This window comes from Xenorhabdus sp. TS4, from assembly GCF_014467265.1.
Classification (GTDB): domain Bacteria; phylum Pseudomonadota; class Gammaproteobacteria; order Enterobacterales; family Enterobacteriaceae; genus Xenorhabdus; species Xenorhabdus ehlersii.
The window spans coordinates 111,003-136,489 of the sequence record NZ_NKHQ01000081.1 but is presented as its reverse complement, the minus strand read 5'-3'; the positions used below and the strand labels follow the sequence as shown (position 1 = coordinate 136,489).

23 protein-coding genes and 1 pseudogene are annotated in these 25,487 nt (G+C 43.0%); 13 read left to right on the top strand and 11 right to left on the bottom strand.

Annotation, left to right across the window (positions count from 1 at the left end; translation table 11 throughout):
• Nucleotides 1-37: 37 nt before the first annotated feature.
• From Xets_RS17920 to Xets_RS17905, 4 genes are read right to left on the bottom strand one after another with little or no spacing between them, the layout of a single operon-like run.
• Nucleotides 38-1,810: an ABC transporter ATP-binding protein gene (locus tag Xets_RS17920; RefSeq protein WP_187652247.1), complete on the bottom strand. Its 1,773-nt coding sequence runs from the start codon at nt 1,808-1,810 to the stop codon at nt 38-40.
• Between the two features lie 2 nt (nt 1,811-1,812).
• The gene (locus Xets_RS17915) at nt 1,813-3,597 is read right to left on the bottom strand and encodes an ABC transporter ATP-binding protein (RefSeq protein ID WP_099132337.1); all 1,785 of its coding nucleotides are present in this window, start codon (nt 3,595-3,597) and stop codon (nt 1,813-1,815) included.
• On the bottom strand, nt 3,587-4,846 hold the full coding sequence (locus Xets_RS17910; protein WP_187652246.1) for an MFS transporter: 1,260 nt from the start codon (nt 4,844-4,846) through the stop codon (nt 3,587-3,589). Before Xets_RS17910 ends, Xets_RS17915 begins: the two co-directional genes overlap by 11 nt.
• Nucleotides 4,843-6,822 (bottom strand): TonB-dependent receptor, encoded by a 1,980-nt coding sequence (locus Xets_RS17905; protein WP_099132339.1) that lies wholly within the window; start codon nt 6,820-6,822, stop codon nt 4,843-4,845. The genes Xets_RS17910 and Xets_RS17905 overlap by 4 nt, the downstream gene beginning before the upstream one ends.
• A gap of 320 nt (nt 6,823-7,142) precedes the next feature.
• On the opposite strand from Xets_RS17905, the gene Xets_RS17900 reads away from it, so the two are divergent.
• The 7 genes and pseudogenes from Xets_RS17900 (at nt 7,143) to Xets_RS17870 (ending at nt 11,388) form a co-directional block, all read left to right on the top strand.
• On the top strand, nt 7,143-8,123 hold the full coding sequence (locus Xets_RS17900; protein WP_099132340.1) for a helix-turn-helix domain-containing protein: 981 nt from the start codon (nt 7,143-7,145) through the stop codon (nt 8,121-8,123).
• 83 nt (nt 8,124-8,206) lie between these two features.
• Nucleotides 8,207-8,473, top strand: coding sequence for a transposase DNA-binding-containing protein (locus Xets_RS17895; RefSeq protein WP_208638568.1), 267 nt, complete (start codon nt 8,207-8,209; stop codon nt 8,471-8,473).
• 327 nt (nt 8,474-8,800) lie between these two features.
• Nucleotides 8,801-9,376 (top strand): annotated as a pseudogene (locus tag Xets_RS17890) (POTRA domain-containing protein); the annotation flags it as partial.
• Nucleotides 9,377-9,440: 64 nt separating this feature from the next.
• Nucleotides 9,441-9,707 carry a hypothetical protein gene (locus Xets_RS17885; protein ID WP_244208755.1) on the top strand — a complete coding sequence of 89 codons (267 nt, stop codon included), beginning with the start codon at nt 9,441-9,443 and terminating at the stop codon, nt 9,705-9,707.
• A 77-nt stretch (nt 9,708-9,784) separates the two neighbouring features.
• A complete protein-coding gene (locus Xets_RS17880) occupies nt 9,785-10,351 on the top strand; it encodes a VENN motif pre-toxin domain-containing protein (protein WP_099132342.1) in 567 nt (188 codons plus the stop codon).
• A gap of 21 nt (nt 10,352-10,372) precedes the next feature.
• On the top strand, nt 10,373-11,179 hold the full coding sequence (locus Xets_RS17875) for a hypothetical protein (RefSeq protein ID WP_099132343.1): 807 nt from the start codon (nt 10,373-10,375) through the stop codon (nt 11,177-11,179).
• Nucleotides 11,180-11,184: 5 nt separating this feature from the next.
• Nucleotides 11,185-11,388, top strand: coding sequence for a hypothetical protein (locus Xets_RS17870; RefSeq protein WP_099132344.1), 204 nt, complete (start codon nt 11,185-11,187; stop codon nt 11,386-11,388).
• Between the two features lie 67 nt (nt 11,389-11,455).
• On the opposite strand, the gene dsbB is transcribed toward Xets_RS17870, so the two are convergent.
• Together dsbB and nhaB are read right to left on the bottom strand one after the other, a co-directional pair.
• The gene (gene dsbB, locus Xets_RS17865) at nt 11,456-11,974 is read right to left on the bottom strand and encodes a disulfide bond formation protein DsbB (protein WP_187652245.1); all 519 of its coding nucleotides are present in this window, start codon (nt 11,972-11,974) and stop codon (nt 11,456-11,458) included.
• A 179-nt stretch (nt 11,975-12,153) separates the two neighbouring features.
• Entirely contained in the window at nt 12,154-13,698 is a 1,545-nt protein-coding gene (gene nhaB, locus Xets_RS17860; RefSeq protein ID WP_099132346.1) for a sodium/proton antiporter NhaB, read from the bottom strand.
• A 275-nt stretch (nt 13,699-13,973) separates the two neighbouring features.
• Here nhaB and fadR point away from each other — a divergent pair, with 275 nt between their 5' ends.
• From fadR to alr, 3 genes are all read left to right on the top strand, one after another.
• Nucleotides 13,974-14,696 (top strand): fatty acid metabolism transcriptional regulator FadR, encoded by a 723-nt coding sequence (gene fadR, locus Xets_RS17855; RefSeq protein ID WP_099132347.1) that lies wholly within the window; start codon nt 13,974-13,976, stop codon nt 14,694-14,696.
• 578 nt (nt 14,697-15,274) lie between these two features.
• Complete coding sequence (locus tag Xets_RS17850; RefSeq protein WP_099132348.1) at nt 15,275-16,576, top strand: D-amino acid dehydrogenase; 1,302 nt, start codon at nt 15,275-15,277, stop codon at nt 16,574-16,576.
• Nucleotides 16,577-16,604: 28 nt separating this feature from the next.
• Nucleotides 16,605-17,672 (top strand): alanine racemase, encoded by a 1,068-nt coding sequence (gene alr / locus Xets_RS17845; protein WP_187652244.1) that lies wholly within the window; start codon nt 16,605-16,607, stop codon nt 17,670-17,672.
• Nucleotides 17,673-17,750: 78 nt separating this feature from the next.
• On the opposite strand, the gene Xets_RS17840 is transcribed toward alr, so the two are convergent.
• Together Xets_RS17840 and gapA are read right to left on the bottom strand one after the other, a co-directional pair.
• Complete coding sequence (locus Xets_RS17840; protein WP_099132350.1) at nt 17,751-18,632, bottom strand: D-hexose-6-phosphate mutarotase; 882 nt, start codon at nt 18,630-18,632, stop codon at nt 17,751-17,753.
• 128 nt (nt 18,633-18,760) lie between these two features.
• Nucleotides 18,761-19,756: a glyceraldehyde-3-phosphate dehydrogenase gene (gene gapA / locus Xets_RS17835; RefSeq protein WP_187652243.1), complete on the bottom strand. Its 996-nt coding sequence runs from the start codon at nt 19,754-19,756 to the stop codon at nt 18,761-18,763.
• 342 nt (nt 19,757-20,098) lie between these two features.
• On the opposite strand from gapA, the gene msrB reads away from it, so the two are divergent.
• Complete coding sequence (gene msrB, locus Xets_RS17830) at nt 20,099-20,512, top strand: peptide-methionine (R)-S-oxide reductase MsrB (protein WP_099132352.1); 414 nt, start codon at nt 20,099-20,101, stop codon at nt 20,510-20,512.
• A 194-nt stretch (nt 20,513-20,706) separates the two neighbouring features.
• Complete coding sequence (locus Xets_RS17825; protein WP_099132353.1) at nt 20,707-20,988, top strand: YeaC family protein; 282 nt, start codon at nt 20,707-20,709, stop codon at nt 20,986-20,988.
• Between the two features lie 107 nt (nt 20,989-21,095).
• Here Xets_RS17825 and pncA read toward each other — a convergent pair whose 3' ends face one another.
• The 3 genes from pncA to sppA form a co-directional block, all read right to left on the bottom strand.
• Complete coding sequence (gene pncA / locus Xets_RS17820) at nt 21,096-21,731, bottom strand: bifunctional nicotinamidase/pyrazinamidase (RefSeq protein WP_099132440.1); 636 nt, start codon at nt 21,729-21,731, stop codon at nt 21,096-21,098.
• A gap of 24 nt (nt 21,732-21,755) precedes the next feature.
• The gene (gene ansA / locus Xets_RS17815) at nt 21,756-22,775 is read right to left on the bottom strand and encodes an asparaginase (RefSeq protein ID WP_099132354.1); all 1,020 of its coding nucleotides are present in this window, start codon (nt 22,773-22,775) and stop codon (nt 21,756-21,758) included.
• Nucleotides 22,776-22,884: 109 nt separating this feature from the next.
• Complete coding sequence (sppA, locus tag Xets_RS17810; RefSeq protein WP_099132355.1) at nt 22,885-24,762, bottom strand: signal peptide peptidase SppA; 1,878 nt, start codon at nt 24,760-24,762, stop codon at nt 22,885-22,887.
• Between the two features lie 173 nt (nt 24,763-24,935).
• Between sppA and Xets_RS17805 the strand changes: the two genes are divergently transcribed.
• Nucleotides 24,936-25,487: an NAD(P)H nitroreductase gene (locus tag Xets_RS17805; RefSeq protein WP_099132356.1), complete on the top strand. Its 552-nt coding sequence runs from the start codon at nt 24,936-24,938 to the stop codon at nt 25,485-25,487.

The following is a 25,487-nucleotide window of genomic DNA, read 5'->3' as shown; positions in this document are numbered from 1 at the left end:
TATAAAATGACAGTACCTAATAAATCAAATGGGTGGGTTACACCTTATTTAAGTGAATACTGGGATGTAAATGCCAATGCTCTTCTGAGCCAAGGTGATTTTTCCAAAGTGATTGGTAAAGCGGACAACGCTTCAGTAATTCATCATGTGTACCGCTATCACAGAGGGTTCCATGATCCATGATTAATATTTGATCAGCCCGGGTTATCGTACTTAGCCGATGAGCGATAACAAAAACGGTTTTATCCTGAGTGAGAGAATCAAATGCTTCTTGTATCAATTGCTCATTTTCGGGGTCCAGCGACGCCGTTGCTTCGTCCAGGAATAGAACCGGGGACTGTTTTAGGATTGCGCGAGCAATGGCAAGCCGTTGGCGCTCCCCGCCAGACAACGTACCGCCATCCACACCTAAAGGGGTATCGTACCCTTGCGGTAATGCCATAATCGTATCGTGAATGTTGGCAAGGCGGGCAGCCTGTTCCAGCTCTGACTGTGCCGCATTCGGATCACCTAAACGGAGATTGTTGGCGACAGTATCCTGAAATAGTGCAGTTTCCTGGAATACCATTGTGACAGTGTCATACAATGCTTGAGTCTGGTAATGATGAATCGGTTCACCGCCAAGACGAATTTCACCTTTATCCAGTTGATAGAAAGAGAGTAATAAGTAGGCCAGCGTGGATTTGCCACTACCACTTGGCCCCACAATGGCGGTCATACTGCCTTGTGGTGCATAAAATGAAACGTTCTGGATAGCGGGCTGGCGAGTACCTGGGTAGCTAAATGAGATGTTGTTAACTTCAACATCATATTTGTTTGGTGCAGCTAATGGTCCGGAAGTTTGTGTTGCAACTGCCTCTATCTCTGCAATATGTGTTTCGCCGACTTGTGTCAATGCGGTCACGTTGAGCAGGGGAATGATCCCGCGTAAAGGGGTAATAGTGGCGAACAACAATAGAATAGTGATCAGCATCTCAGAGAGAGTGAGTGCTTCATTAAAGCGTAAGGCACCGGCCAGAATGCCAACAACCACGCTGGTATCAATAATGATGTAGAACAGACTCAGCAACGGTATGCTTTTGAATATTCCGCGGCGGAATGCGGCACGTAGTTGTTCAATTTCCTGGTCAAAACGTTGTTCTACCGTTGTGGTAGCAGCCGCAGCGCGAATAAAAGCCATGCCTTGGGCATATTCTACGATTGCTTCGGATACATCAGCCATCATCGCTGCCCGACGACGCAGTATTTCATTGAGTTTTTGACGGATACCACCCAGAATCAGTAATCCAACCATCAATACTAATAGGGCACAGCCAGCAACAACCCAGTCGAACCAGAATAAAGCCAGATAGATAAGCGTCAGCATCATAATCTGGCAGGTGATTTGTGGGGTGGTATAGGCTGATTGATTTTCCTGCCATTGCACATCTTCGGATAACGTCAGGGCTATTTTTCCGGCACTTAATCCACGAATTGTTGCTATGGACATACTGACAAGCCGTTGTAGCAAAGAGCGACGGATTTCTATTCCCAGCCCATAAGCAGCAATGGTGAGTTTACGTAATGCGCGAGACATAAAAGCGAATCGCAGTAACAGTAAAATAACCAATAATATCAGGATAATAAGTGGCATCATAGCGTTGCCACTTTCTTGCAGATGATTTTCCTTCAGATGAGCGATGGCCCAGGCGGCGATAGCCAGTTGAGCAATAATCGCAATGGTATCAAGTTGTTTATATAACAACCCACCAAACCAAACCCGTTGTAATTTTGCAGACAGATGTTGTTGGAGACGATTAAATAATCCCATGATTAATTTACTCCTGTTCCGGTATTTTCTCCCCGCCAAGCTGCCCATTGTTTGGTATACGCGCCTTGCTGTGCGACCAATTCATCATGGGTTCCTTGCTCAATGATGTGTCCTTTATCCAAAACCAGTATTTGATCAAGGTGACGGATAGTTGGCAGGCGATGGGCGATAACAATCACGGTTTTATTACGGCATAACGCATTGAGTGCTTGTTGCATCTCTTTTTCACATTCTGGATCGGCATAAGCGGTGGCTTCATCCAATACAAGAATGGGGGCGTTTTTCAGGATAGCGGCGGCAACGGCAATACGCTGCTTTTCTCCTACAGATAAGCTAATACCGTTGTTAATCACGGTGTTGTAGCCTTGGGGTAACTGTTGGATAAATTGATGAGCTTGTGCTGCGATAGCCGCTGCTTCAACTTCAGCTTGTGAAGCATCAGGACGAGCCAAGCGGATATTATTGGCTACCGTATCGTTGAACAGAAATACCCGCTGGAACACAAAAGAGATGTTGTTACGCAGAGTGGGTTCATCCATGTTGCGGATATCAACACCACCAACAGTAATTTTGCCTTGTTGAGGGTCCCAAAGACGAGCAATCAGGCTGGCTATCGTGGATTTACCAGAGCCACTGGCTCCAACCAGAGCGAGTGAACTGCCGGCAGGGACGGAAAACGAGATGTTATTTAAGACATTGTCCTGCTTATCTTGATAGGAAAAGCTGACATTATGCAAAGTCACAGTATGATCGGCAGGAACTTGACTTTGGGTACATGGCGCTAATTCTGGTTGATTCATTAGCCAACGATAACGTGTGATTAACGCCTCTTGCTGCTGCAAGCGTGTCATCACAGAGAACATGGATGAAGCGATATTGCCGAATGCCATAGCAGACAGAATAAAGAAGGTGAATTCAAATAAAGTGATCTCTTGTCGGTTAAATAGCCAGACCGCCAAAGGGAGGACAAACAGCAGATTAGCGCTGGATAGCACAAAAAATCGGCTGGATTTGACCTGCACTTTCTCAACCCAAACATCGATAATACGTGTCAGGGCGGTAAATGCTTCTTCCGCTCGCTGTAGGGCAATATTGCCGCCTGAATAGGTTTTTACTACAGGAATGGCGTTGATAACTTCACCCATTGTTGAAGCAATACGATTTTGGGCTGCGTAAAAACGCTGAGTAGTGGTTTGAACTTTCATCTGAATATAGATGAATAATAAGCAGGCACCCAAAGTTGGAGCAAAAGCCGCCAATGCTAATCGCCAGTCAATGGCTAACATCACACCCAATGCAATCAATGGGCCGAACAAAGTTGCTGACATCTCTGGAATAATGTGGGCAATACCATCCTCAAGCTGTTCGACGTCATCTAACATCATCTTCTTGATTTCGGTGCTGTCAGTCTGCATAAAGAAGCCTAAGGGAACAGACTTCAACTTATTGCTGATATGACGACGAACATCAGCCTGAACATCGGCAGCGATCAAATGAGCAACAAACGTTGAACCACTGAAAGTCAGCATAGCGGCAAAGGTAAAGCTTAATAACATGATGCCGTAATTCAGCAATGTGTCATATTGCCCGTCATAGAGAGATTGGGTAATAAGACCAGCAATCGCTGCCGGTAGTATTTGCAAGCCGGCAGAAACAAGAGCAAGCGCAATGGCAACGTAACTCAGCGTGCGATATGGGCGCATCATATCCCACAATGTCTTAAGGACACCGGCGTCAGCGGCACGTTGCTCTGGAGAATTCTGAACAGAAGGATCATTACTGAGCATAGGTGCTTTCCTTTTGGAAATTGTGGCGCATCCGTAATGTCCAAAACAAGCCAGCGAGGGTAAAGAGTGATGCCAGAGCGAAAAGGGATGCGTAGCTTGCTTTGGTCACAATCAATCCACCCAGCATTGAACAGATGATCGCAATGCTCATATCTGCGGATTGCATCAACGCAAAATCCACACCAGACTGTATGCCAGCCGCCAGAGACATCATCTGGGTATACAAGGCAACAAATTTGGTAGCGGTGATTAATGTGATAAAAACGTATGCTGCTGAAAGCAGGGATAGGGGTGTTTCTGGTTGTTGGGCAAGCCAAAAAATACTGACTAATACCAGACATTCAAGCAGCATTACTGCCAATAATGTCTGGACAGCACCTAACTTACGTACCACGATGCCGCCAATCAGGACACCGGATAATCCGGCTAATGCACCACCACTGGCAGCAATGATGCCTAACTGGGTTAAGTCTACGCCGCGATCGACTAAAAATGGGGAGAGCATACCGAGTGACAGGCGTGTCCCAATCATACATAGCAGTATTAAAAGCAGTGCCTGTTTAACCGGAGTACGACGTAATGCACTCTTTAGGGAGGGTCTTGGAGAGAGGATGCCCGATGTTTTTGACGCATTCGATTCTCCCTGTCCCTGAGTTTTTCGGATGAACAAGATAGGCAGTGACATTAATAGGATCACTATAACTAGCATACCTGCACCAATGTGCCAGCCATAGAGTGAAATAAGATATAAAAACAGGCCGCTGCCAATAATGGCTCCCAGATAACTGCCTCCAACTTGCATGACATTGCTCCAGGGGCGATGCTGTGGTGATAACCGATCGATAGCATGGCCGTCTGTGGTGGTATCTACCACGGTCAGACAAAGCGTAATCAGAAACAGAGCCGCTATGATCAGCGGCATATGTTCGGCAGGTTTTGCTAAGGACATTAAACCAAAAAGCAGTGCAATTAACAGATTGCCGCAGAGCATGATGCGGCGGGGGGTAGTATCCCCCGAACCTGATTTGCGATAGCGTTCTACAGCGGGAGCCCAGAGAAATTTTAATGCCCAAGGTAACATTAATAGATAGAGTAACCCTATCTTATCTGGGGTAACGCCGTGGTTACGTAGAAATGCCGGCATGCTTTGTAACGTTAACATACCAATGGTACTTTGGATGGTGTAAACACCAGCCAAAGTCAAAAGTAGCAACGAGATGTGACGGCGATGTGAGGTATTGTGCGTCATAGTGCAATGCTCACATCCAACCCAACATTCAAGCCCTTACTTATCATGCTGTACGTATTTCCCATCTGGAAACTAGAGACACGGTACTGTTTGTTACCTAAATTTTCGCCATAAAGTTTGACATTAACACCATGATCCATTTCTAAACTTAAGGACGCGTCATAGAGAGTGTAACCCCCTTGTTCAAGAGTATTTGCCTCATCAAAGTAGCTTTTTGAATAGTAGCGAGTACCGGCATTTAAATAGAGGTTACCGGGTAACAATGTTTGATTAATGAGATAGTCAAAACTTGCATTAAGCATGACATCGGGTGCATAAGGCAGGCGTTTGCCTTGATAACTTACGCCACTTGTTGTATCAGTGAAATTTGATTTACCTACGCTACCACCAAGAGAGAGCCTAAGCCCTTGCATTGGTTTAATCTGGCTGCTTAGCTCGATACCTTTACTTTCTGCCTTTCCGGCGTTACGAATAAATTGCCCACCCATAGGTCCAACATAGATCTGCTTATCTTTGGAACGAATGTAATAAACCGCGCTGTTTAATGTCATTGCGTCATCAAAGAATGAGGTATGCCAACCGAACTCATAATTGTCTGAGGTTTCGGTATCGTAAGGCTTTTTATCATTGGCGGAGGAAACAATGTTATTGAATCCGCCAGGTTTGTATCCTTTGGTGGCAGAGAGATAGAAACGGGTATCCGGTGTCAATTGCCAGCCCAGAGCCGCCTTAGGTATAAATTCATTGCTGGAAACTTGGTTATCAAAAGCGTCAATCTTCTTGATGTCAGATCCTGAATAATTGATCTGAGATTTTTCATGTGATAGACGACCGCCAAGGGTAAGATCCCATTGAGATGCAATGGGTAATTTAACCTCGCCGAACAGGGCTAGCGATTTTCCTTTGATTTTGTTACGTGCATCATTATAGCTAGTATGATGTCTGTTCGTTTCATCTGAGAACCAGCCACCGAGAACACTGGTAATCCCATTTGAATAGTTGGAATTTAAACGTAGCTCTTGGGTGGTGGCGTGGTGTTTTTCTTTCCATTTACCCCCGATAAAATCACGGAAAATATCGCGATCCTGATAGGCGGTGACACTGGTTAATACGTTATTGCCAAAATCATATTCCGCTTTGAGGGCATAGCTGTTGACGCGCCGTGTTAAATCAGGGATAGAACCATCATATTCTTTCCGACGGAACTGTTCATCGGTTAAATACAGCTCTTCATGTGAATTGAGATCTTCATGAGCAAAGCTAAGTTCAGCGCTGAAAGGGGAATCTTCTGGCGCAAATGTCAGTTTTCCTTTACCGAGCCAGGTTTTGCTGGAGTCAATATTTTTATCACCACGATTTGGCGCATCAATTTGTCCTGGCTCTTTTACCCAGCGTAGGCTCATGCTGCCATAAAGCATGTCTTCAATAAGCGGTATTGATCCGCTGAAGGAACCCCCTTGTTTCAACTTAGAGTAATTGCCAGAAAGGTTAAGCCAAGGGCCTTCTTTGGGAGAACGGGTGATAATATTGATAACACCCGCTTGGGCGTTCCCACCATATAAAGTGCCTTGGGGACCACGTAATAACTCTACACGCTCTACATTGATTAACTCTTGTGTCAGAAACTGGTGATCCTGAGGAACACCATCAACATAAATACGAATGGAAGGTGAATAGTAATCGGGTGAACTGATACCCCGAATTGTGGTTGCCGAGTAGGTTCGGTTACCGCGAGAGCGGATTTGCAAACCAGGGAAAGCACGCTCAAGATCCTGTACCTGAGTGATACCCGCTTGCTCAAGTTCCTCGCCAGTTTTTACCAAAATGCTGCCATTAACTTTATTTAATGCTTCTGCCCGTTTGTTAGCTGTCACAATCAAAACATCTTCTGCGGCTTCGGGTGAATGCTCCGCCCAGGCCACAACAGGTGAAATCAGACAACATAAGACAGACGCTTTAGCATATTTTTTTTTCATAAGTACTCTTTATGCCTTTTCAAATCATGTTTTAAAAAGATCAAATGTGGTAAACCAAACAAGTGTGGTAAACCCGGAAACATATTTGGTGAAATTAACTGGAATAGAAAAGAAGAGCTAACGGGATAGGGACAAAAATAGCGCGATACGTACTATTGATAATGATTCTCATTAATGATAAATTGCGTGATATTCACATTGGTATATAAATATATAAAATAAAAGCATAATGTCTTTAACACGCACAATATGCTGTTTTTATTGTGGAAAGCGTTTTTTTGAAATGGTTGGTGTCTGATGCTAATTTTACAGGGGATTTCATGAAGACGATCTATAGCGAGACATTGGGGATTTTCTCTGCGGGCCATGGCTATAATATGCATTCACCAGTAGAGGAAAATAACACAACGCCTTCATTGCTAACAGAGGAGCTATCTGATGGAATTCACATCAACCGTATCCATCTTGAGTTAAGTCAAGATTTTACCGAATATTGCGAAGGGCCGCCAACAGTGTCAATAGCCTTTGTTCTCAGTGGGAAGGGGAAAATGGCAATTGAGAATGGTGAGGTTTTAGATATTAATCCGGGAACGATGGTATTTTTCTATTCGCCTACGATGACACGGGGTATGAATTTCTTTGGCTGTGGAACCTGGCGTATTCTCGATATCCGATTTTCTCTGAACGAAATTGAAGCTCAGGAGTTGCCATCTTTTACCAAATTAACGGCTGGTTTTGAAAAAAATGCGAGTTATAGTGATGCCTTGATGATGGCATGCCCTATCTATCCACCTTTTATGCAGATAGTGAATCAAATAGAAGAATGTCAATTAAATGGTAGTGTCAGAAAGGTCTATTTAAAGGCAAAGGCACTAGAAATACTCGCTTGTGTGACAGCTCAAATTTATGATTGCCAATATAATGTGATTAGCGGATTGCAGCGCCGTGCTGTTTACAATGCGATAAAAATAATTAATAACGATTATCATTACCCCTGGACAATAAAATCGTTATCAAGAGCTGTGGGTTTGAATGAGCGGAAATTAAAAGAGGGATTCCGTGCGGTTGTTTTCCGTACTTTCCATCAATATCTGGAAAACGTTCGTATGACTACAGCGGAGGATTTATTAAAGAAAGGGATGAATGTCATTGAGGTTGCTGCCGCAGTAGGTTATTCCAGCCCAAGTCATTTTTCTAAACGTTTTCGGCAACATTATTTAATCAACCCTAAAGCATGGCAGGCAAAATATGCCGTGAATCACACATTACTGAAAGAAAATATTACAGCGGAAAGTCAGTAGAAATTTCGTATGTGGCATAAGGTATTAATTGGTATTTAGAAAAATAAGGAGGAGTGATAACGATTTCATTGAGGTACGGTAAAATGTTTCAAACTCACGCAGGACAATGGGTTTATGAGACTTTTTCTCGCGCCAATTTAGGCGACAGCCGACGAACAAAATATCTTATCAAATTCACTGCCTCTTTAGTCAATCATATTGGGCAATCACTCAAAACACCGGAGGATATTGAAGCCGCTTATCGATTTACGCGTAATCAGGCCATTGATGCAGCGACCATTGCAGAGGCGGGATTTGCGGCAACGGCTGTCCGGACAGATGTTGACGCAAAAAATCCTGTCCGGCGGTAAGCGATAAAGAGTTCAACGGGGTGACTGATTTAGGAATACTCTGAATATCACCCTATTTATCATTTTTTTTCATCATATTCATTGCATTTTTGTTTTGGATAAATTTAAAACCCGGATTAATCTGCTTAATGTTGCGCATAATGTGTTGTGATCCTGTTGATTCGTTGCCATATTGTTGCATTTTTAGAGTTAAGTAGCCTGAATTCACGCCGGTGTGATGAATATCTCATCTACTGGCTTGATAATTAAACTCCGCCGACCATAATACTTCATCTTAAAATTCCCTTATTACTGTTCAATAATAATTACATATCCGATGGGTTTACTATGGCAACGGTAACTTCCCGCAACATGATAGCCGGGCTGGCCGGATGGACTGTATTTGTATTCTCCCCCGTACAGGCCGATGACCCGCCCTTTATTCAGCAAAAACAGCAATCACAGACAGCAGAACAACGTCTGGAAACCTCCATACCGTTTGTGCGGCTTACTGAGCCTTTTTCCGATAACCTCGTGCAAAGTGCGGCGACCTTGGATACTCAGGAGCAACTCCGGCAGCAGGAAAGGCAGCACGCACTACAGCAGCAACAGACACCGGATAGCGATATCCGGCTTACGCGCCCCGGTGTGCGCCTGTCTGATTATCCGGCGGATGAACATCCTTGTTTTACGATCAATACCTTACGTTTGGAAGGCGATTCCGCTCGCCGTTTTCAGTGGGTACTGGACGCGGCAGGGGATGCCAAAGGGCGTTGCCTGGGCGGGCAGGGGATTTTGCTGGTTAATAACAAGGTGCAAAATGCCATTCTGACCAAAGGTTATGTCACCACCCGTGTCATGGTGCAGGAGCAGGATCTGACTGGGGGTGTGCTGACGCTGACGCTCCAGCCCGGCCGCATTGCCCATAACCACGGGCAACAGCATTGATAACCAGCTCGGCACGTTGCAGGGGCTGTCCGCATTGAACGTGACATCGGGGGGCGATATCTCTGCCCTCCATATCAATAACAGTGACGGCAAACTGTTAGCGGACCAAGCGCTGACCGTGAACACGACGGGCACTATCGATAACCAGCGCGGCATGTTGCAGGGGCTGTCCGCGTTGCATGTGACGTCGGGGGATCTCCAAAACGGCGAGGGCAAGCTATTTTCTGAGCAACAGCTGACCGTGAAAGCGGCCGGCAGCATCGACAACCAGTCCGGGTATCGTCTGGCTGGTGAGCGAGACGGTTGAGACCGCCGCTGGCCCGCAGACGGTATGGGTTACGGCATCAAATTCTCTGCCAGTGTCAATAAGGGCAGCGTCAGGCCGTGACGGCTGTCGTGACTGCCCTGCAAGGACTGGCCGGCGGGGATATTAAAGCCGCCATCGCTGGCGGCGCGGCGCCTTATCTGGCCAATGCGGTCAAGGAGTTGACCTACGGCGGTAAGCCGTATGAGCAACTGACAGCAGAAGAAAAAGCGACCAATCTGGTGGCCCATGCGATTTTGGGCGGCGTGATTGCTGAGATGAAAGGTGGTTCAGCGTCCGCCGGCGCAGTGGGGGCGGTCAGTGGTGAACTGGCCGCTTCGGCGATAGCCAGTGCGCTTTACCCAGCCAAAAATCTGAGTGAATTGCCGCCAGATGAGAAGGAAAAAGTCAGTAACTTGTCTACACTGGCAGGAGGGATAGCGGCAGGACTGGCAACGGATTCCACGGCAGGCGGGGTGAGCGGGGCGTCGGCGGCGAAGAATGCGGTGGAGAATAACTTCCTGAGTTTTGATGAGGCGCGTGCTTTTGATAAAGAAATAACCGCTTGTAAAGCGGCAGGCAAAGACTGTCAACCGGTCATTGACAAATATGCTGCAATACACAAGGAAAATTCCGAAAGATATTAGAAGGCTTGCCAAGAAAACTCATTGGTATGTGCAACGGGTGAAGATAAGCTCAAGATTGATGGCGGGATTTCAGCAGCGACAAGACCGACATGGTTATATGGTTCACTGGATAATGAAGAGGTCAGAAATGCTGTGCTTTATGTTAATAGTCTGGATGCGGAATATGGTAACAAGCATATGGACAATTGGGACAGAGCAGGTGCTTTCATTGCTGAACCCGAAAATATGCTGGGTTTGATAGCGGGAGGCCGTTCTTTAATGAATTCAAATGCATCCGCAGGAGCTAAAGTAGTCGGTACCGGGCTGAGTATGGGCGCGAATGCCGGTGTTCAGGTTTACAACGGTAATACCGGAGATAAATTTGATTATACGAGCTTATTCCTCGCGGGTTTCACCGGTTGGACAGGTACAGGTCGATCACTGCATACGAATGTCCAATTAAACGCGGGTAGTGCGTATTTTAGTAGTCAGGTAGCCGGTCAGAACTCAGAGGCGGCAGTCGTTGGGGCCGCGTTCGGTACAACATTGGGTTACGGATTTGGCTCTGCAATTACAAGTAAGTTAGAAGCCAATGCAATTAAAAATTATTTTGGTATGCCTGCAAGCCGAGACGCATTTAAGTATGCAGAAAAACCTGTGTATTCCAATTTTATATATGGGGAAGCTAATTTTGGTCCGCTTCCTGGCATATCTGGAGGATTTATTGGTTCTATTTTCTTAGAAGCTAGTGGGGCTGAAGTAAACAGTAATATCACAAATGGTCAAACGATACGTGGTAATCATATCAGCAATAGCATGACTAACGACAAAGTAAATAATAAGGATTAAAGATAATGAAACGTCCTTTGATTACTTTGATCTTGTTGATACTTGCGTATGGGTTAACATGTTCATTTGGTCTTGTAGCACTGGAATGGATTTTGACTGATAAAAATATTTATCAGCTCGATTGGATAAAAGGTTTTAAAATGGGAAGTACTCTCGGTGGAGCTGGTGGCGCAATCATTTGGCTGGCATACCGTTTTAGATTGCTTTGACTTCAAAGATCCCAGCTAAAGTGCTGGGATCTCCTTAACAAGACCCCTTTGGGACAATTTCTTACTCTTAAGATCTACCCTGAATCCGAAAAAACTGACTCACAAGCACCAATATACTCAACAGCAGATAAGCGGCAAAAATGCCAATCAGCCATTGCGGCATATCCAGGGTTAAAAATTCCCACTGTTTCATTGAACAATCCCCAACTGCCTGAAACACCGAAGGTAGCCAATCATTCAACGGTAACCAAGATGGGAATTGGACAAAAAATTCACAAGTATTAAACGGAGAAGGGTATAACTGCATCATGGTGTGATCCCATGCCAGTTGTAATCCTTGCCATGCGCTATAAATCCACAGCAAGATAGCCAACCAGCGCAAAGGCGTTTTAGGTGCGATGACACCAAGCAGCGCAGCGCCTAAAATACCAAACAACGCAACACGCTCATAAATGCACATTACGCAAGGCTGTAACTGCATCACATGTTGAAAATAGAGTGCTGTCGCTTCCAGGATAAGAGCTGTCAACGCCATCAATAACCATGCGCCTCGCCCTTGGGAACTTTGATTTAAAAATTGAAACATTTTTTTTCTTCCCATATTTTCAAGATAAATAACTGGTTTATTGTGCCGTTTCATCAGCCATAAAAAAATAAAATTAAAATCAACTGAGCTATTTTTTCAGGCAAGTGATTAACAAAAAAACCGGATAGTGTGCAAAACTACACCATCCGGCAGGATATAACGATAAATTCGGTCTCCAATTATAGTGGAGTGATCAAACCAAGTTTGATGAGATATTCAGTGGCAGGCACTAACCAGAATTCAACACACAACAGACCTACTAGTGTCATCACAATGGTATAAGGCAAGGCCATCATTACCATGCGACCATAAGAGAGACGGATCAATGGAGATAAGGCAGAAGTTAACAGGAACAGAAAAGCTGCTTGTCCATTAGGGGTTGCCACGGATGGTAAGTTAGTTCCTGTGTTGATGGCAACGGCTAAATATTCGTATTGTTGTTGTGAAATCAGGCCACTTTTCAGGGCGTTCAGTGCTTCATTAATGTAAACCGTACCGACGAAAACGTTATCAGAAACCGTGGAGAGCAATCCGTTGAACAAGTAGAATAAGGAAAGCTGTGAAGCCGGTGAAGACTGCAAGACAAATTGAATAAATGGCGCAAACAGTTGTTGGTCAACAATGACGGCAACCACAGAGAAAAACACGGTTAACAGGGCAGTAAACGGTAAGGCTTCCTCAAATGCTTTACCTAACGCATGTTCTTCGGTAATACCACAGAATGCAGTCGCTAAAATAATGACTGATAGGCCAATCAAACCCACTTCAGCCAAATGAAAAGCCAGTGCTACAATCAACCAGATGCCGATCAATGCTTGAACAGCAAGCTGGGATTTTTCTTGGCGGGTACGTTTTTCACAGGCTTTTTGATCGTAATCCTCCAGAACAGAGCGAACACGCTCAGGCAATTCAGCACCGTAACCGAACAGTTTAAAATGTTCAACCAGCAAACAGACCAGCAAACCACAAATCAACACAGGAATGGTGATTGGCGACATACGAATAAAGAATGTGACAAAATCCCAATCAACATGTTTGGCAATAATCAGGTTTTGGGGTTCACCAACCATAGTCATCACGCCGCCCAGTGCAGTACCAACTCCCGCATGCATCATCAAACTGCGCAGAAATGCCCGGAACTGTTCCAGCGTCTGTTTTTGATCCTCACTGTCAATGTACTTATCATCACTCAATTCAAAACTGCTATTGTGGGAAAGGAATCGGTGATAGATGGCGTAAAACCCGATTGAAACACTGATGACAACGGCAATGACAGTCAGGGCATCAAGGAAAGCGGACAAGAAAGCACTCGCCAGACAGAATGCTAATGCCAGCATTTTCTTGGAGCGGATACTGAGTAGCAGCTTTGTGAAAACAAACAGCAATAATTGTTTCATGAAGTAAATGCCCGCAACCATGAAAATCAGCAATAAAATGACTTCCAGATTGTTGGCAATTTCATGACTTATTTGTTTTGGCGAAGTCATTCCAATGATGACTGCTTCAATAGCGAGTAATCCTCCAGGTTGCAGAGGATAACATTTTAATGCCATTGCTAGTGTGAAGATAAATTCAACAACGAGCATCCAGCCAGCAACAAAGGGGCTGATAAAGAAATAGACCAGTGGATTGATAATCAGAAAAACAATGATAGCTAGTTTGTACCAATCCGGCGAATTGCCGAGAAAGTTCTTCACCACTGCACGTTGGATACTGATTTCCATTATTATTGATATTCCTCTTTGTGGATGTAGAAAAAATCTAAGTAGCTATAAATCAAAACGACCACTATAGAAACATATCGGAGCGGTATAGTATGCTCAATGCGATAGCAATTTAAGGGCATTAGCGCATAATTAATCTACCAATGATCGCATTTTTTATGAGTCCTTTCACTCTTTCATGGTTTATTTACCCGGTAACTATGTCGAGCAAGCACATTCTGGTATCATCAATCGCTATTATTAGCCAAGAAAACTGCTTTGGAATAATTAAAATTATGGTAATTAAGGCTCAAAGTCCTGCGAGTTTCGCGGAAGAGTATATCATTGAAAGTATTTGGAATAATCGCTTTCCACCCGGCTCCATACTGCCAGCAGAACGTGAATTATCTGAATTGATCGGTGTCACCCGTACGACCTTGCGTGAAGTGTTGCAGCGCCTTGCCCGTGATGGTTGGTTGACTATTCAGCATGGTAAACCAACCAAGGTTAATAATTTCTGGGAAACATCCGGTCTTAATATTCTGGAAACTTTGGCGCGTCTTGATCATGATCGCGTTCCCCAGTTGATTGATAACTTATTAGCTGTGCGAACCAATATTGCAGCCATCTTTATCCGCACGGCATTTAGGAACAATCCTGAAAAATCATTGGAAATTTTGGCAGGAAAAGAAAGCGTGGAAGATACCGCTGAAGCTTTCAGTTCTGTGGACTACGATATTTTCCGTGGTCTGGCTTTTGCGTCAGGAAACCCAATTTATGGTTTGATTATTAATGGGCTGAAAGGGTTGTATACCCGTGTTGGTCGTTATTATTTCTCCAGTCCTGAAGCACGTAATTTAGCGTTGAATTTCTACCAGCAGTTAAGCTCATTATGTCGGGAAAAAGCCTATGACAAAATTATGGGTTGTGTGCGTAATTATGGTAAAGAGAGTGGCATTATCTGGCATAGTATGCAGAGTATTATGATCAATGAATTGACGGAAAGATCAACGAATTAACAGAAACATGTCTTAAGTTGGTTAAACTCTTCGTTTTTTGTTTGCCTCGCTATTGGTTACATTTATTTACCCCAGTTATGTAGTGATATCATGGTTAGGTCATATAATATGCAATTATATGATGCATAATTATCTATGTTTCTGGGGCATTTCTCTAATCATCACTTAACACATGTGTGCTATTTAGCAACACTCCCAACTGTGTAATGCGATTTTTTAAATTATTATTCTACTTAATTAACGGTGATGTTTAGTTAAATTCCAAAAATTTTCATTTGTCTAGAATTTTGTAAATTTTGTTCTTGTGAGTGAAATGTTTATTTTTTGCCGTTTAAATCACTTTAATAAGTAGAAATTAAAGTGATAAACAGTATTTTTATCTTCTTTAATATTTTGATTTAAATGAATTTATATTGAAATGCTACGCTTATTGAAGAAATGTATTTTTTATATTTTGTAATGTAAATGTGACTTAAATCCTAAATGTTAGTTAATTGTGTCATAGTCTATTATTCTGTATTGGCTTTTTATGTTTAGCATATTATGCTTGCAAATATCACTTGCCAGTAGGGGGTAAAATGAAGGTCCTTATTTTAGGCAGCGGTGTTATTGGCGTAACCAGCGCATGGTATCTTGCACAAGCAGGTCATGAAGTTACCGTAATTGATCGCCAGAATAGTGCTGCGGAAGAAACTAGTGCCGCTAATGCAGGTCAAATTTCACCAGGGTATGCGACCCCTTGGGGGGCTCCAGGGATCCCACTAAAAGCAATAAAGTGGGTGTTTCAACGTCATGCACCTTTGGCTATTCGCCCTGATGGCTCCCTGTTTCAGTTACGCTGGATGTGGCAAATGCTGCGTAATTGTGATGCAAGCCATTACGCGATGAATAAAAGCAGAATGGTACGTTTGGCAGAATATAGTCGGGATTGTATTAAACAGTTAAGAGCCGATACGGGGATCCAATATGAAGGGCGTCAGGGGGGAACCCTGCAATTGTTCAGGAACACTAAGCAATTTGATAATGCTGCCAATGATATCAAAGTGTTAGAACAAGAAGGGGTATCTTATCAGTTATTAACTGCCGAGCAATTGGCTACAGTGGAGCCAGCGCTTGCCAATGCTTCCCATAAACTGACAGGCGGGTTGCAATTACCGAATGATGAAACGGGTGATTGTCAACTTTTTACCAAAGACTTGGCCAAAATGGCAGAAGATATTGGTGTGCAGTTTGTATTCAATAAGCAGGTTAAACGGATTTTAGTGGATGGAAATAAAGTCACGGGTATTCAATGTGATGATGGCATCATGACAGCGGATCACTATGTGGTAGCGATGGGATCTTATTCTACTGGAATCTTAAAAGAGCTGGTTAAAATTCCGGTTTATCCGCTGAAAGGTTATTCATTGACGATGCCGATTATGGACGAATCAAAAGCGCCTGTCTCAACTGTGCTGGATGAAACCTACAAGATTGCCATTACGCGTTTTGATAATCGTATTCGCGTTGGTGGTATGGCGGAAGTGGTCGGATTTAATTTGAATGTTCCCCAGAATCGTTGTGAAACGTTAAAAATGGTTGTACAGGATCTATACCACAATGGTGGCAATATTGCGGAGGCCTCATTCTGGACAGGTTTGCGTCCTATGACCCCGGATGGTACTCCTGTTGTTGGGCCAACCAAATATGCGAATCTTTATTTAAATACTGGACATGGAACACTAGGTTGGACGATGGCCTGTGGTTCAGGGAAGTTACTGGCTGATTTAATTTCTGGCAAAGAGCCTGATATCGCGGCAGATGATCTCTCTGTATTCAGATATATCGATGGTTTTAATATAAAAGTGTTTCCAATGAAGCCTCATTTACATACGGCATAAACTAATAAACAAATAAGAAGGGGTCGTCATGCCACGTCCTATTTTGGCAACGATCCATCTCGATGCATTTCGCCATAATCTGTCGGTTATTCGTCAAATGGTGGGTAACAGTAAAATTTGGTCGGTAGTAAAAGCGGATGCGTATGGGCATGGATTGGACAGAATATGGCAATCACTCATGCAGACAGATGGATTTGCACTGCTTGACATGAATGAAGCTATTTATTTAAGAGAGCAGGGATGGCAAGGGCCAATCTTGCTACTGGAGGGTTTTTTCAAACCCGCAGATTTACAGATTATCAATAAATGCCGTTTGACAGCCGTAGTACATAGTCATTGGCAGCTTGATGAGATAGAAAAAACTAAATTAGATACTCCCATTGATATCTATTTGAAACTCAATAGTGGCATGAATCGATTGGGATTCACCTCAAAAGAGTATCCACAGATAGTTTCAATGGCGAAAAAGGTTAAAAATATTAAGTCAGTGACTTTAATGACCCATTTTGCCAATTCGGATAATGAAATTGGTATTGATGAACAATTCGCGGTTGTTGAACGTTTGCAAATGAATTCACTGCCTCATTGTCTGGCGAATTCTGGTGCTGTGTTGTGGCATCCGAAAACACATAAAGATTGGATACGGCCAGGTATTATTCTTTATGGCGCGTCTCCGAGTGGAAAGTGGCGTGATATTGCCGATATTGGGTTGAAACCAGCCATGACGCTACAAAGTGAAATCATTGCAGTACATGAACTTCCCAAGGGGAAAAAAATTGGCTATGGCAGCCGCTATACAACCCAGAAATCCATGCGTGTCGGTACAGTTGCTTGTGGTTATGCGGATGGATATCCGCGGCATGCCCCAACGGGAACTCCTGTTATAATTGATGGTGTTCGCACCCAGTTATTGGGTGCTATATCAATGGACATGATGACGGTTGATTTGACTCCGTGTCCTCAAGCAAACATAGGCAGCATTGCTGAGTTGTGGGGAGAAAAGCTACCCGTAGATGAAGTCGCAAACTCGGCAGGAACCATTGGTTACGAGCTTTTGTGCGCTTTAGCGAAGCGTGTTCCTGCCACTGTGATTTAATTCTTGTCTATCTTTAAGAATTCAGGCATTTCTATCCTTGGTTTTGGAGTAAAAATGCCTGTTTTATGTTCCACTTGGCTAATTGTTATCTGAGAACTTACGACAACGGATAACAATAGAAAGCCTGTCAGGGTGACCATTCTTAGGCTGTAATGGGTTATTGATACGTGCAGTTTCGATACAAGCCATATTTTTATAACCCTCTTTGCTCATGTCTTTCATACTACTGGAAAGTGCAGCGCCAGGGTTCCAACATACTACTTCGCTATGGTGATAGTGGTGTATTTCAATTGTTCGTTTCCATAGCGGATCTCTGAGCAGGTTAAAATCGTCTGGTTCTGTATAAATGCGGTCGGTTCTCCCGTGGAAGACTAAATCTTCATCAATAGATTGCTCGTTATCGGTGAGGGTATCAATAAAATGTGAACCAAGCCCACTAATCCGAATTTGATTGATGTCACTCACATTGAAGTAAGAGTGAAGGGCGCACGTGGCTTGATATTCACCGTGGGGTTCTAATTCTATTTCGCAAGTTTCCCCCAATTTAAAGCGGGCAATCAGCGTGAATTCATGTGGCCATAACTTACGGGTATATGCGTTATCCTGTAATGTAAACGTCAAAATAACGCCATTTTCATTCTCATCATGTGCTTTGAGTTCCCAGGGGAGTATCCGTGCAAATCCATGACTGGGAACTGCAAACGAGCCAAACCAAGGCCAACAGATGGGAATACCACCACGAATAGCAGTGCCTGCGCTGAAAAGAGTGTTATCACTTACCCATAATACGGGTTTTTCGTTATTGGGCTGCCAGGTAATCAGGTGTGCACCTTGAATACTGATCACGCCGCGAGCTTTAGGATGGGAAACAACAATTAACGGAAAACCATCAATGTTTCGCTGGCTGATATAAGGGGAAAGCTGTTCTACAATCGGTAATGAGAAAATTTTATCAAGCATCTGTCATGACCTTATGTAAACTTAAATTGGCAGTTGAACCAAGGGACAAGAATATCTCAATATTTTAGTTATATAAATATAAAAGCCACCTGTAAACAGATGGCTTTTGAAAGTGGATAAAAGCTCAATTATTTGGAGATGTGAGCGATCAGATCCAGGACTTTATTGGAATAACCAGTTTCGTTGTCATACCAGGAAACCAGTTTTACAAAGTTATCGTTCAACGCGATACCTGCTTTTGCATCAAATACAGAAGTCAGTTTTTCGCCGTTGAAATCAGTGGAAACCACGTCATCTTCAGTATAGCCCAGAATGCCTTTTAGTTCGTCTTCTGCTGCTTCTTTAATCGCGTCACAGATTTCTGCATACGTTGCTGGTTTAGCCAGACGTGCAGTCAGGTCAACAACAGATACGTTAGGAGTAGGAACACGGAAAGACATGCCGGTCAGTTTGCCGTTCAGTTCTGGAATAACTTTGCCTACTGCTTTTGCTGCGCCAGTGGAAGATGGGATGATGTTCTGCGCTGCACCACGGCCACCACGCCAGTCTTTCGCTGAAGGACCATCAACAGTTTTTTGGGTAGCAGTTGTTGCGTGAACTGTAGTCATCAGACCTTCAATGATACCGAATTTGTCATTGATAACTTTAGCCAGTGGAGCCAGACAGTTAGTGGTACAGGATGCGTTGGAAACGATATCCTGGCCTGCGTAGGCATTGTGGTTGACACCCATAACAAACATTGGAGTATTGTCTTTGGATGGACCGGTCAGAACAACTTTTTTCGCGCCTGCCGCGATATGCTTACGTGCAGTTTCGTCGGTCAGGAAAATACCCGTTGCTTCTGCAACAACATCAACACCGACTTCGTTCCATTTCAGGTTAGCTGGGTCTCTTTCAGATGTCACACGGATGGTTTTGCCGTTAACAACCAGTTGACCGTCTTTAACTTCAACAGTGCCTTTGAAGCGGCCGTGGGTTGAATCGTATTTCAGCATGTATGCCATGTATTCTGCATCCAACAGATCATTGATCGCAACGATTTCAATGTCTGAGCGTTCCTGAGCAGCACGGAAAACAATACGGCCGATACGACCAAAACCGTTAATACCTACTTTGATAGTCATAGTATTCCACCAGCTATTTTTTAGTGAATTAAAAGTTGTTTCTAAAGTTACCAAAATCTTGCCAGCCGTCAAGCGGAATCGTGTCAACAATTGAAAAATATCAATTTAATAATCACTATCTAGACGATTGTTATACAGCTGGGACAAGCTCTACGCACACTATTATCGGGGTATAAGGAGATATTTAAAGTTACCATTGGTTAGTTATGTGAGACTTATCACAATTAGTAAAGTAAATTGCTATGTTGGATGGGTTAGAATGCGTTTTGACATTTTGGTGTTAATTTTGGGTTGTTTCCGATGATATTTTATTGAAAATATTGACCTTAAAAGGTGGTCATTATGACTAAAAGTCAAAATATTTCCCTTTCTATAGAAAAGCTTAGTGAAATGCAGCGCTATGTTACACAAGAAGCAGGTACTGAGCCGTCATTTTCAGGAAAACTACTGCACAACAAAAAAAATGGCATTTATTATTGCTTGTGTTGCCGCCAGCCATTATTTGTTTCTGATACGAAATTTGATTCGGGATGTGGATGGCCGAGCTTCTACCAACCGATTCGTGATGGTTCCATCACATATCTTGATGATTATTCTCATAATATGCATCGGATAGAGGTGCGTTGTAGCCAATGTCAGGCACATTTGGGGCATGTCTTTCCCGATGGTCCCAAACCGACAGGAGAACGTTTTTGTATTAATTCAGCAGCGCTGCGTTTTGTTGATAAAGAAACAGGCGAAGAAACGGTAGGTTAATGTTATTTTGAATACTCTGAATTTAAATGAAATGTTGGCTTTATGAGCTGATGAGAAACGATTCAGCTCATTTTTTGACAAAGTATTCTTAACTGTTCTTAAGGTCAATATATTAATAATAACCATGTCGGCTTACAGCCGTACAAGTAAAATATGTAGTGAAATAGAAGCGCATAGCCATTAAGGAAATTTCGATGAAGTTGGATGATTTACTCTCCGCCATGACTCCTGAAATTTATCAGCGATTAGTTCAGGCTGTTGAACTGGGAAAATGGCAGGATGGTGTACCACTTACGCCAGAACAGAAAGAATACAGTTTACAGGCGGTGATGCTCTGGCAAGCAAAATATAATCATGATCCTGAACATATGACGATTGGCACAGATGGCCAAATTACCATAAAAAGTAAACAGGAGTTAAAGGCTATATTTCAGTCCGACATGGTCGCAAAATTAAAACCTCAGTCAGAAGATTGAAATGGCATGAATTGAGAACCTCGTCCTATTTTTTGTTTAAGAACGAGGTTATTTTTAGTTACATCAATTAGATGTATAAATTAATTTTATTAATGATTGGGGTTGGGTCATAAAATGGGTATCATTTCACTTTGTGGAACTAACTTAGCCCCTTTTCTGGTCATTTCCTCAACTGCTTGTTGGCTATCGTCTTCTTGGATATTAACACCACGGCAGCCATCAAGAATGACATAGGTTTCATAACCTAGTGCCAGGGCATCCAGTACGGTAAATTTTACGCAGTAATCAGTGGCGATACCCATGACAAAGAGGCGTTGTATATTCTGCTCTGTTAACCATGCATCCAGACGGGTTTTACTTTTATGGTCATTATCAAAGAATGCACTATAGCTATCTATTTGGGGATTTTCACCTTTTCGGAAAATTTCTTGAATAGCAGATTGGTTTAACAAAGGATGAAATTCTGCACCAAACTCTCCTTGTATACAGTGGCTCGGCCACCATACTTGAGGAATGCCATTGAGTTTTCCTAATTCACCTACTTTCTGTCCTGAGTTTTCTGCAAAGCTCATATGGTTGGCTGGATGCCAATCCTGAGTGGCGATAACCGTAATATTATTTTCCTGACATCGTGCAATAACGTTATTGGCTACCTCAATTACTGCATCACTGTCTTTGACAGCCAGGGCTCCCCCAGTACAAAAGTCATTTTGTAGATCGATAAGTAATAATGCTGTTTTCATCATATTTCTCGACTCACCTATTTATTATTCATCGGAATAACTCAATTCTCCCCGCAGATTTTGTTGCATCAGATAGCGGATCTCTTCAGGTGTATAAGATTGGCTTAATAAATAATGCAATTTCGTTAAAGTTGCTTCGAAAGTCATGTCATAACCGCTGATAACACCTGATGCAGCCAGAGAATGACCCGTCGCATAGCCTTCCATGTTGACTCGGCCAGAAATACATTGTGTCAAATTGACCACAATAATACCTCGCTCAGTTGCTTTCTTTAACGTTTGCAACAAATCAGCACGTTGCGGAGCATTGCCAACACCGTATGAGCGCAAAATTAATGCTTTGACTGGTTGCATCAGAATATTTTCTACCACCTGACCGGATAATCCCGGGTAGATGGTTACAACACCAATCGGTTGTGATGTGATTGAGTTCACACCAAACTCGCCGTGACTAACAGGTATGGGGTTTGTTTTGAAGGTACGAATATTTATCCCGGCTTCCATCAGTGGTGGGCAGTTTGGGGATGAAAAAGCATCAAAACCATCTGCATGGGCTTTAATTGTTCTATTGCCACGAAATAACTTATTGTTAAAAAATAAGCTGACTTCGTTAATAGGATAATTTGCTGCGAGATACAATGCATTAAGAAGATTAGTTTGTCCATCGGAACGCAATGCTTCCAGAGGAATTTGTGACCCTGTCACAATAATAGGTTTGTTAAGGTTTTCGAACATGAAGGCGAGTGCTGACGCAGTGAAAGCCATGGTATCTGTACCGTGCAGAATCACAAAACCATCATAGTCATGATAATTCTGATAGATATCATTTGCGATAATGCTCCAGTCGTCAGGACTCATATCAGAAGAATCAATCAGGGGTTGGTGCTCACGGATTGTGAATGTTGGCATTTCTGGACGGTGAAATTCTGGCATTTTGGCGAGTTGTTGTTGTAAATGGCCGGAAACGGGAATGTATCCATTGGGAGAATGTTGCATCCCAATAGTACCGCCAGTGTAAACAACGTAGATCGATTTCTTCTGCATGGTAACGCCTCAATAAAAACATTTAGCTGGATTATAGGGAGTATCAAGAATAAAAAAAGCCTGATGGCGAAATCAGGCTTTAAGTTTGTTGGAAAATTAGTCAGTAATTTTAACGAATATCGACACAATTCAAACAGAAGGTATAGATATTCTGCGGATCTTTCATATTGTTATAAAATGCAGCTTGTTTTTTCACATCTTGAGCGACTTCGGCAAGTGAAGCCGGCAACATTGACTGCAAAGTATTTGGTAATAGTGCTTGCGCTGACGAAGTCAGTCCCAACATGAATTTTTCTGAGAATGAAAGTTCAGGTTGCATCCAGTCCAGTGATACATTTTTGACCTTTGCCAGCTCAGCGGCTTTTTTAACGGCATCATCAAAATCACCCAGTTGGTCGACTAAACCATGTTTTTTGGCATCAATGCCACTCCAAACACGCCCCTGAGCGATATTATCGATTTCATTCAGAGACTTATTACGGGCAACTGCTACCAGCCCGATAAACTTATTGTAGCCATTCTCAATAGCCAACTGTATTACATCTGAAAATGTCTGGTTGATGCCTTTGGTTGCAGAGATATCGGCTAATGGCGTTGTTGAAACACCGTCGGTATTCACACCAACGTAATTGAGGCTCTTTTCAATGGTTTGAATAACACCAAAAACACCAATCGAGCCTGTTAAGGTACTCGGATCAGCAATAATGTAGTTAGCAGGGGTAGAAATCCAATAACCCCCTGAGGCAGTCACCCCCCCCATGGAAACTACAATAGGTTTCGCATTTCCTGTCTTGTCATCTCGGATAGCTGCCAATTCATTGCGAATAATTTCAGACGCACTGATACTGCCACCTGGGCTGTTTACTCGTAATACGATCGCTTTGATGTTGGGGTTATGGTGTGCGGCACGTAGTTGTTCAACAATAGTGTCACTTCCAACGATACCGGTTGATTGTTTGCCTTCTAAAATGGCCCCTTCAGCAACAATGACAGCAATGTTGCCTTTATTATCTGTATTTTGTATTGGTTTTTGGTCGATGTAATCATAAATGCTGATGTAATTGAAATGTTTTTGTTCTTTATTCCAGCCGAATTTCTCCTGCATTTTCTTTTCAACGGCACTGCGTGGCTCAATATAGTCCACCAGTTTGTTTTGGTACGCATACAGTGCAGTGTCTCCGCCAGCTTTACGGAATTTCTCGATAAAGTTTGCTGCGCCAGGGAAGATCTGATCGGCAGGGATATGTCGGTTAACTGCGATAGTATTTAAGTAATTGTCCCACAATTCGTTGAGCCAAAGGCTGTCAGCTTCACGAGCCTCTTTTGACATATCGTTACGTAACATGGGTTCAACTGCTGATTTATAGGTTCCCACACGGAAAATATGGGTAGATACTTTCAACGTATCCAACAATGACTTGTAGTATAAATGGTTAGTAGAGAAACCATGGATATCAACAGAGCCGAGTGGAGATAAATATATTTTATCGGCATAGCTGGCTAAAAGATATTGTGATTGACTGTAAGAGTCACCAATCGCAAAAACAGGTTTTCCTGCTGTTTTAAATTCGTTGATAGCCTTGCCAATATATCTCATAGAAGCCTGATCTGAGCCGATGAAATCATTTAGCTTCAATACCATGCCTGTAATTTTGGGATCGTTTTTTGCGCGGCGAATGTTGTCAACAACGTCAAACACGGAGGTTTCTTTGTAATTGCTATTGGATGGTCCAAAAAGATTTTTTGCGAATTGTTCAAATGGACTGCGATCCGTTACGCGATCAAGAACAATACCAGATAAGTTGACATACAATGCCCCGTGAGAGTTATCGTCAAGTTTGGATTGTTGTTGGTAAACGATGACTCCAATAACGACGACAACAATCAACAGAATAAAAATAAGATTGAAAATAAATTGGCGAACAAAATTTAGGAGTTTCCAACTCCATTTAAATAATGCTGCCGTGAAGTGCCATAATTTGCGCATATTGTCTCCGATTATGGTATCAAATGGAAATGGGGTTATCCTAATCAGCTCGTTGGGAAATGTCAGCTGGAAATCATGTTATTGATTGAAAAAATAGTTTATGTGCTTTCATTCATTGACGAATAAACAGAGAATGTTGGTTTGAGACAGATTATCTTATTTAGGAGAAAATAATGAATGCTTTGGAACTTTTGTTAAATCGTCGTTCAGTTTCACGTTTAACAACCCCCGCCCCAAAAGGTAATGAATTGCAACATATTTTAGCCGCAGGGATGAGAGCGCCTGACCATGGGGCTTTGCGTCCTTGGCATTTTATTGTGATGGAAGGGGAAGGCATAAATAAATTCAGTAACCTCCTTGAAAAAGCAGCCATTGAGGGTGGATTGGGAAAGGAGGTTGAGGAGAAAGCAAAAAATGCCCCTTACCGAGCACCTATGATTATTACCGTTATCGCCAAGGTAGTTGAACATGCAAAAGTTCCGGCATGGGAACAAGTTGTTGCTGCGGGGTGTGCCGTTCACGCGATGCAAATGGCCGCAGTCACCCAAGGTTTTGGCGGCATATGGCGTTCAGGCTCATGGACAGAAGATCCCATTGTCAGGGCTGGTTTGGGATGTGAGGAAAATGACAAGATTGTTGGGTTCCTTTACTTAGGAACCCCTGAACTCAGGGCACCTGCAAAAGTTGCAATACCAGATTTAACGAATTTTGTCAGTTACTTCTAA

Bases quoted from the DNA above. Each gene is read 5' to 3' on its own strand.
- Xets_RS17920 (WP_187652247.1), bottom strand. From the start codon at position 1,810: ATGGGATTATTTAATCGTCTCCAACAACATCTGTCTGCAAAATTACAA.
- Xets_RS17915 (WP_099132337.1), bottom strand. From the start codon at position 3,597: ATGCTCAGTAATGATCCTTCTGTTCAGAATTCTCCAGAGCAACGTGCC.
- Xets_RS17910 (WP_187652246.1), bottom strand. From the start codon at position 4,846: ATGACGCACAATACCTCACATCGCCGTCACATCTCGTTGCTACTTTTG.
- Xets_RS17905 (WP_099132339.1), bottom strand. From the start codon at position 6,822: ATGAAAAAAAAATATGCTAAAGCGTCTGTCTTATGTTGTCTGATTTCA.
- Xets_RS17900 (WP_099132340.1), top strand. From the start codon at position 7,143: ATGAAGACGATCTATAGCGAGACATTGGGGATTTTCTCTGCGGGCCAT.
- Xets_RS17895 (WP_208638568.1), top strand. From the start codon at position 8,207: ATGTTTCAAACTCACGCAGGACAATGGGTTTATGAGACTTTTTCTCGC.
- Xets_RS17870 (WP_099132344.1), top strand. From the start codon at position 11,185: ATGAAACGTCCTTTGATTACTTTGATCTTGTTGATACTTGCGTATGGG.
- dsbB (WP_187652245.1), bottom strand. From the start codon at position 11,974: ATGTTTCAATTTTTAAATCAAAGTTCCCAAGGGCGAGGCGCATGGTTA.
- nhaB (WP_099132346.1), bottom strand. From the start codon at position 13,698: ATGGAAATCAGTATCCAACGTGCAGTGGTGAAGAACTTTCTCGGCAAT.
- fadR (WP_099132347.1), top strand. From the start codon at position 13,974: ATGGTAATTAAGGCTCAAAGTCCTGCGAGTTTCGCGGAAGAGTATATC.
- Xets_RS17850 (WP_099132348.1), top strand. From the start codon at position 15,275: ATGAAGGTCCTTATTTTAGGCAGCGGTGTTATTGGCGTAACCAGCGCA.
- alr (WP_187652244.1), top strand. From the start codon at position 16,605: ATGCCACGTCCTATTTTGGCAACGATCCATCTCGATGCATTTCGCCAT.
- Xets_RS17840 (WP_099132350.1), bottom strand. From the start codon at position 18,632: ATGCTTGATAAAATTTTCTCATTACCGATTGTAGAACAGCTTTCCCCT.
- gapA (WP_187652243.1), bottom strand. From the start codon at position 19,756: ATGACTATCAAAGTAGGTATTAACGGTTTTGGTCGTATCGGCCGTATT.
- msrB (WP_099132352.1), top strand. From the start codon at position 20,099: ATGACTAAAAGTCAAAATATTTCCCTTTCTATAGAAAAGCTTAGTGAA.
- Xets_RS17825 (WP_099132353.1), top strand. From the start codon at position 20,707: ATGAAGTTGGATGATTTACTCTCCGCCATGACTCCTGAAATTTATCAG.
- pncA (WP_099132440.1), bottom strand. From the start codon at position 21,731: ATGAAAACAGCATTATTACTTATCGATCTACAAAATGACTTTTGTACT.
- ansA (WP_099132354.1), bottom strand. From the start codon at position 22,775: ATGCAGAAGAAATCGATCTACGTTGTTTACACTGGCGGTACTATTGGG.
- sppA (WP_099132355.1), bottom strand. From the start codon at position 24,762: ATGCGCAAATTATGGCACTTCACGGCAGCATTATTTAAATGGAGTTGG.
- Xets_RS17805 (WP_099132356.1), top strand. From the start codon at position 24,936: ATGAATGCTTTGGAACTTTTGTTAAATCGTCGTTCAGTTTCACGTTTA.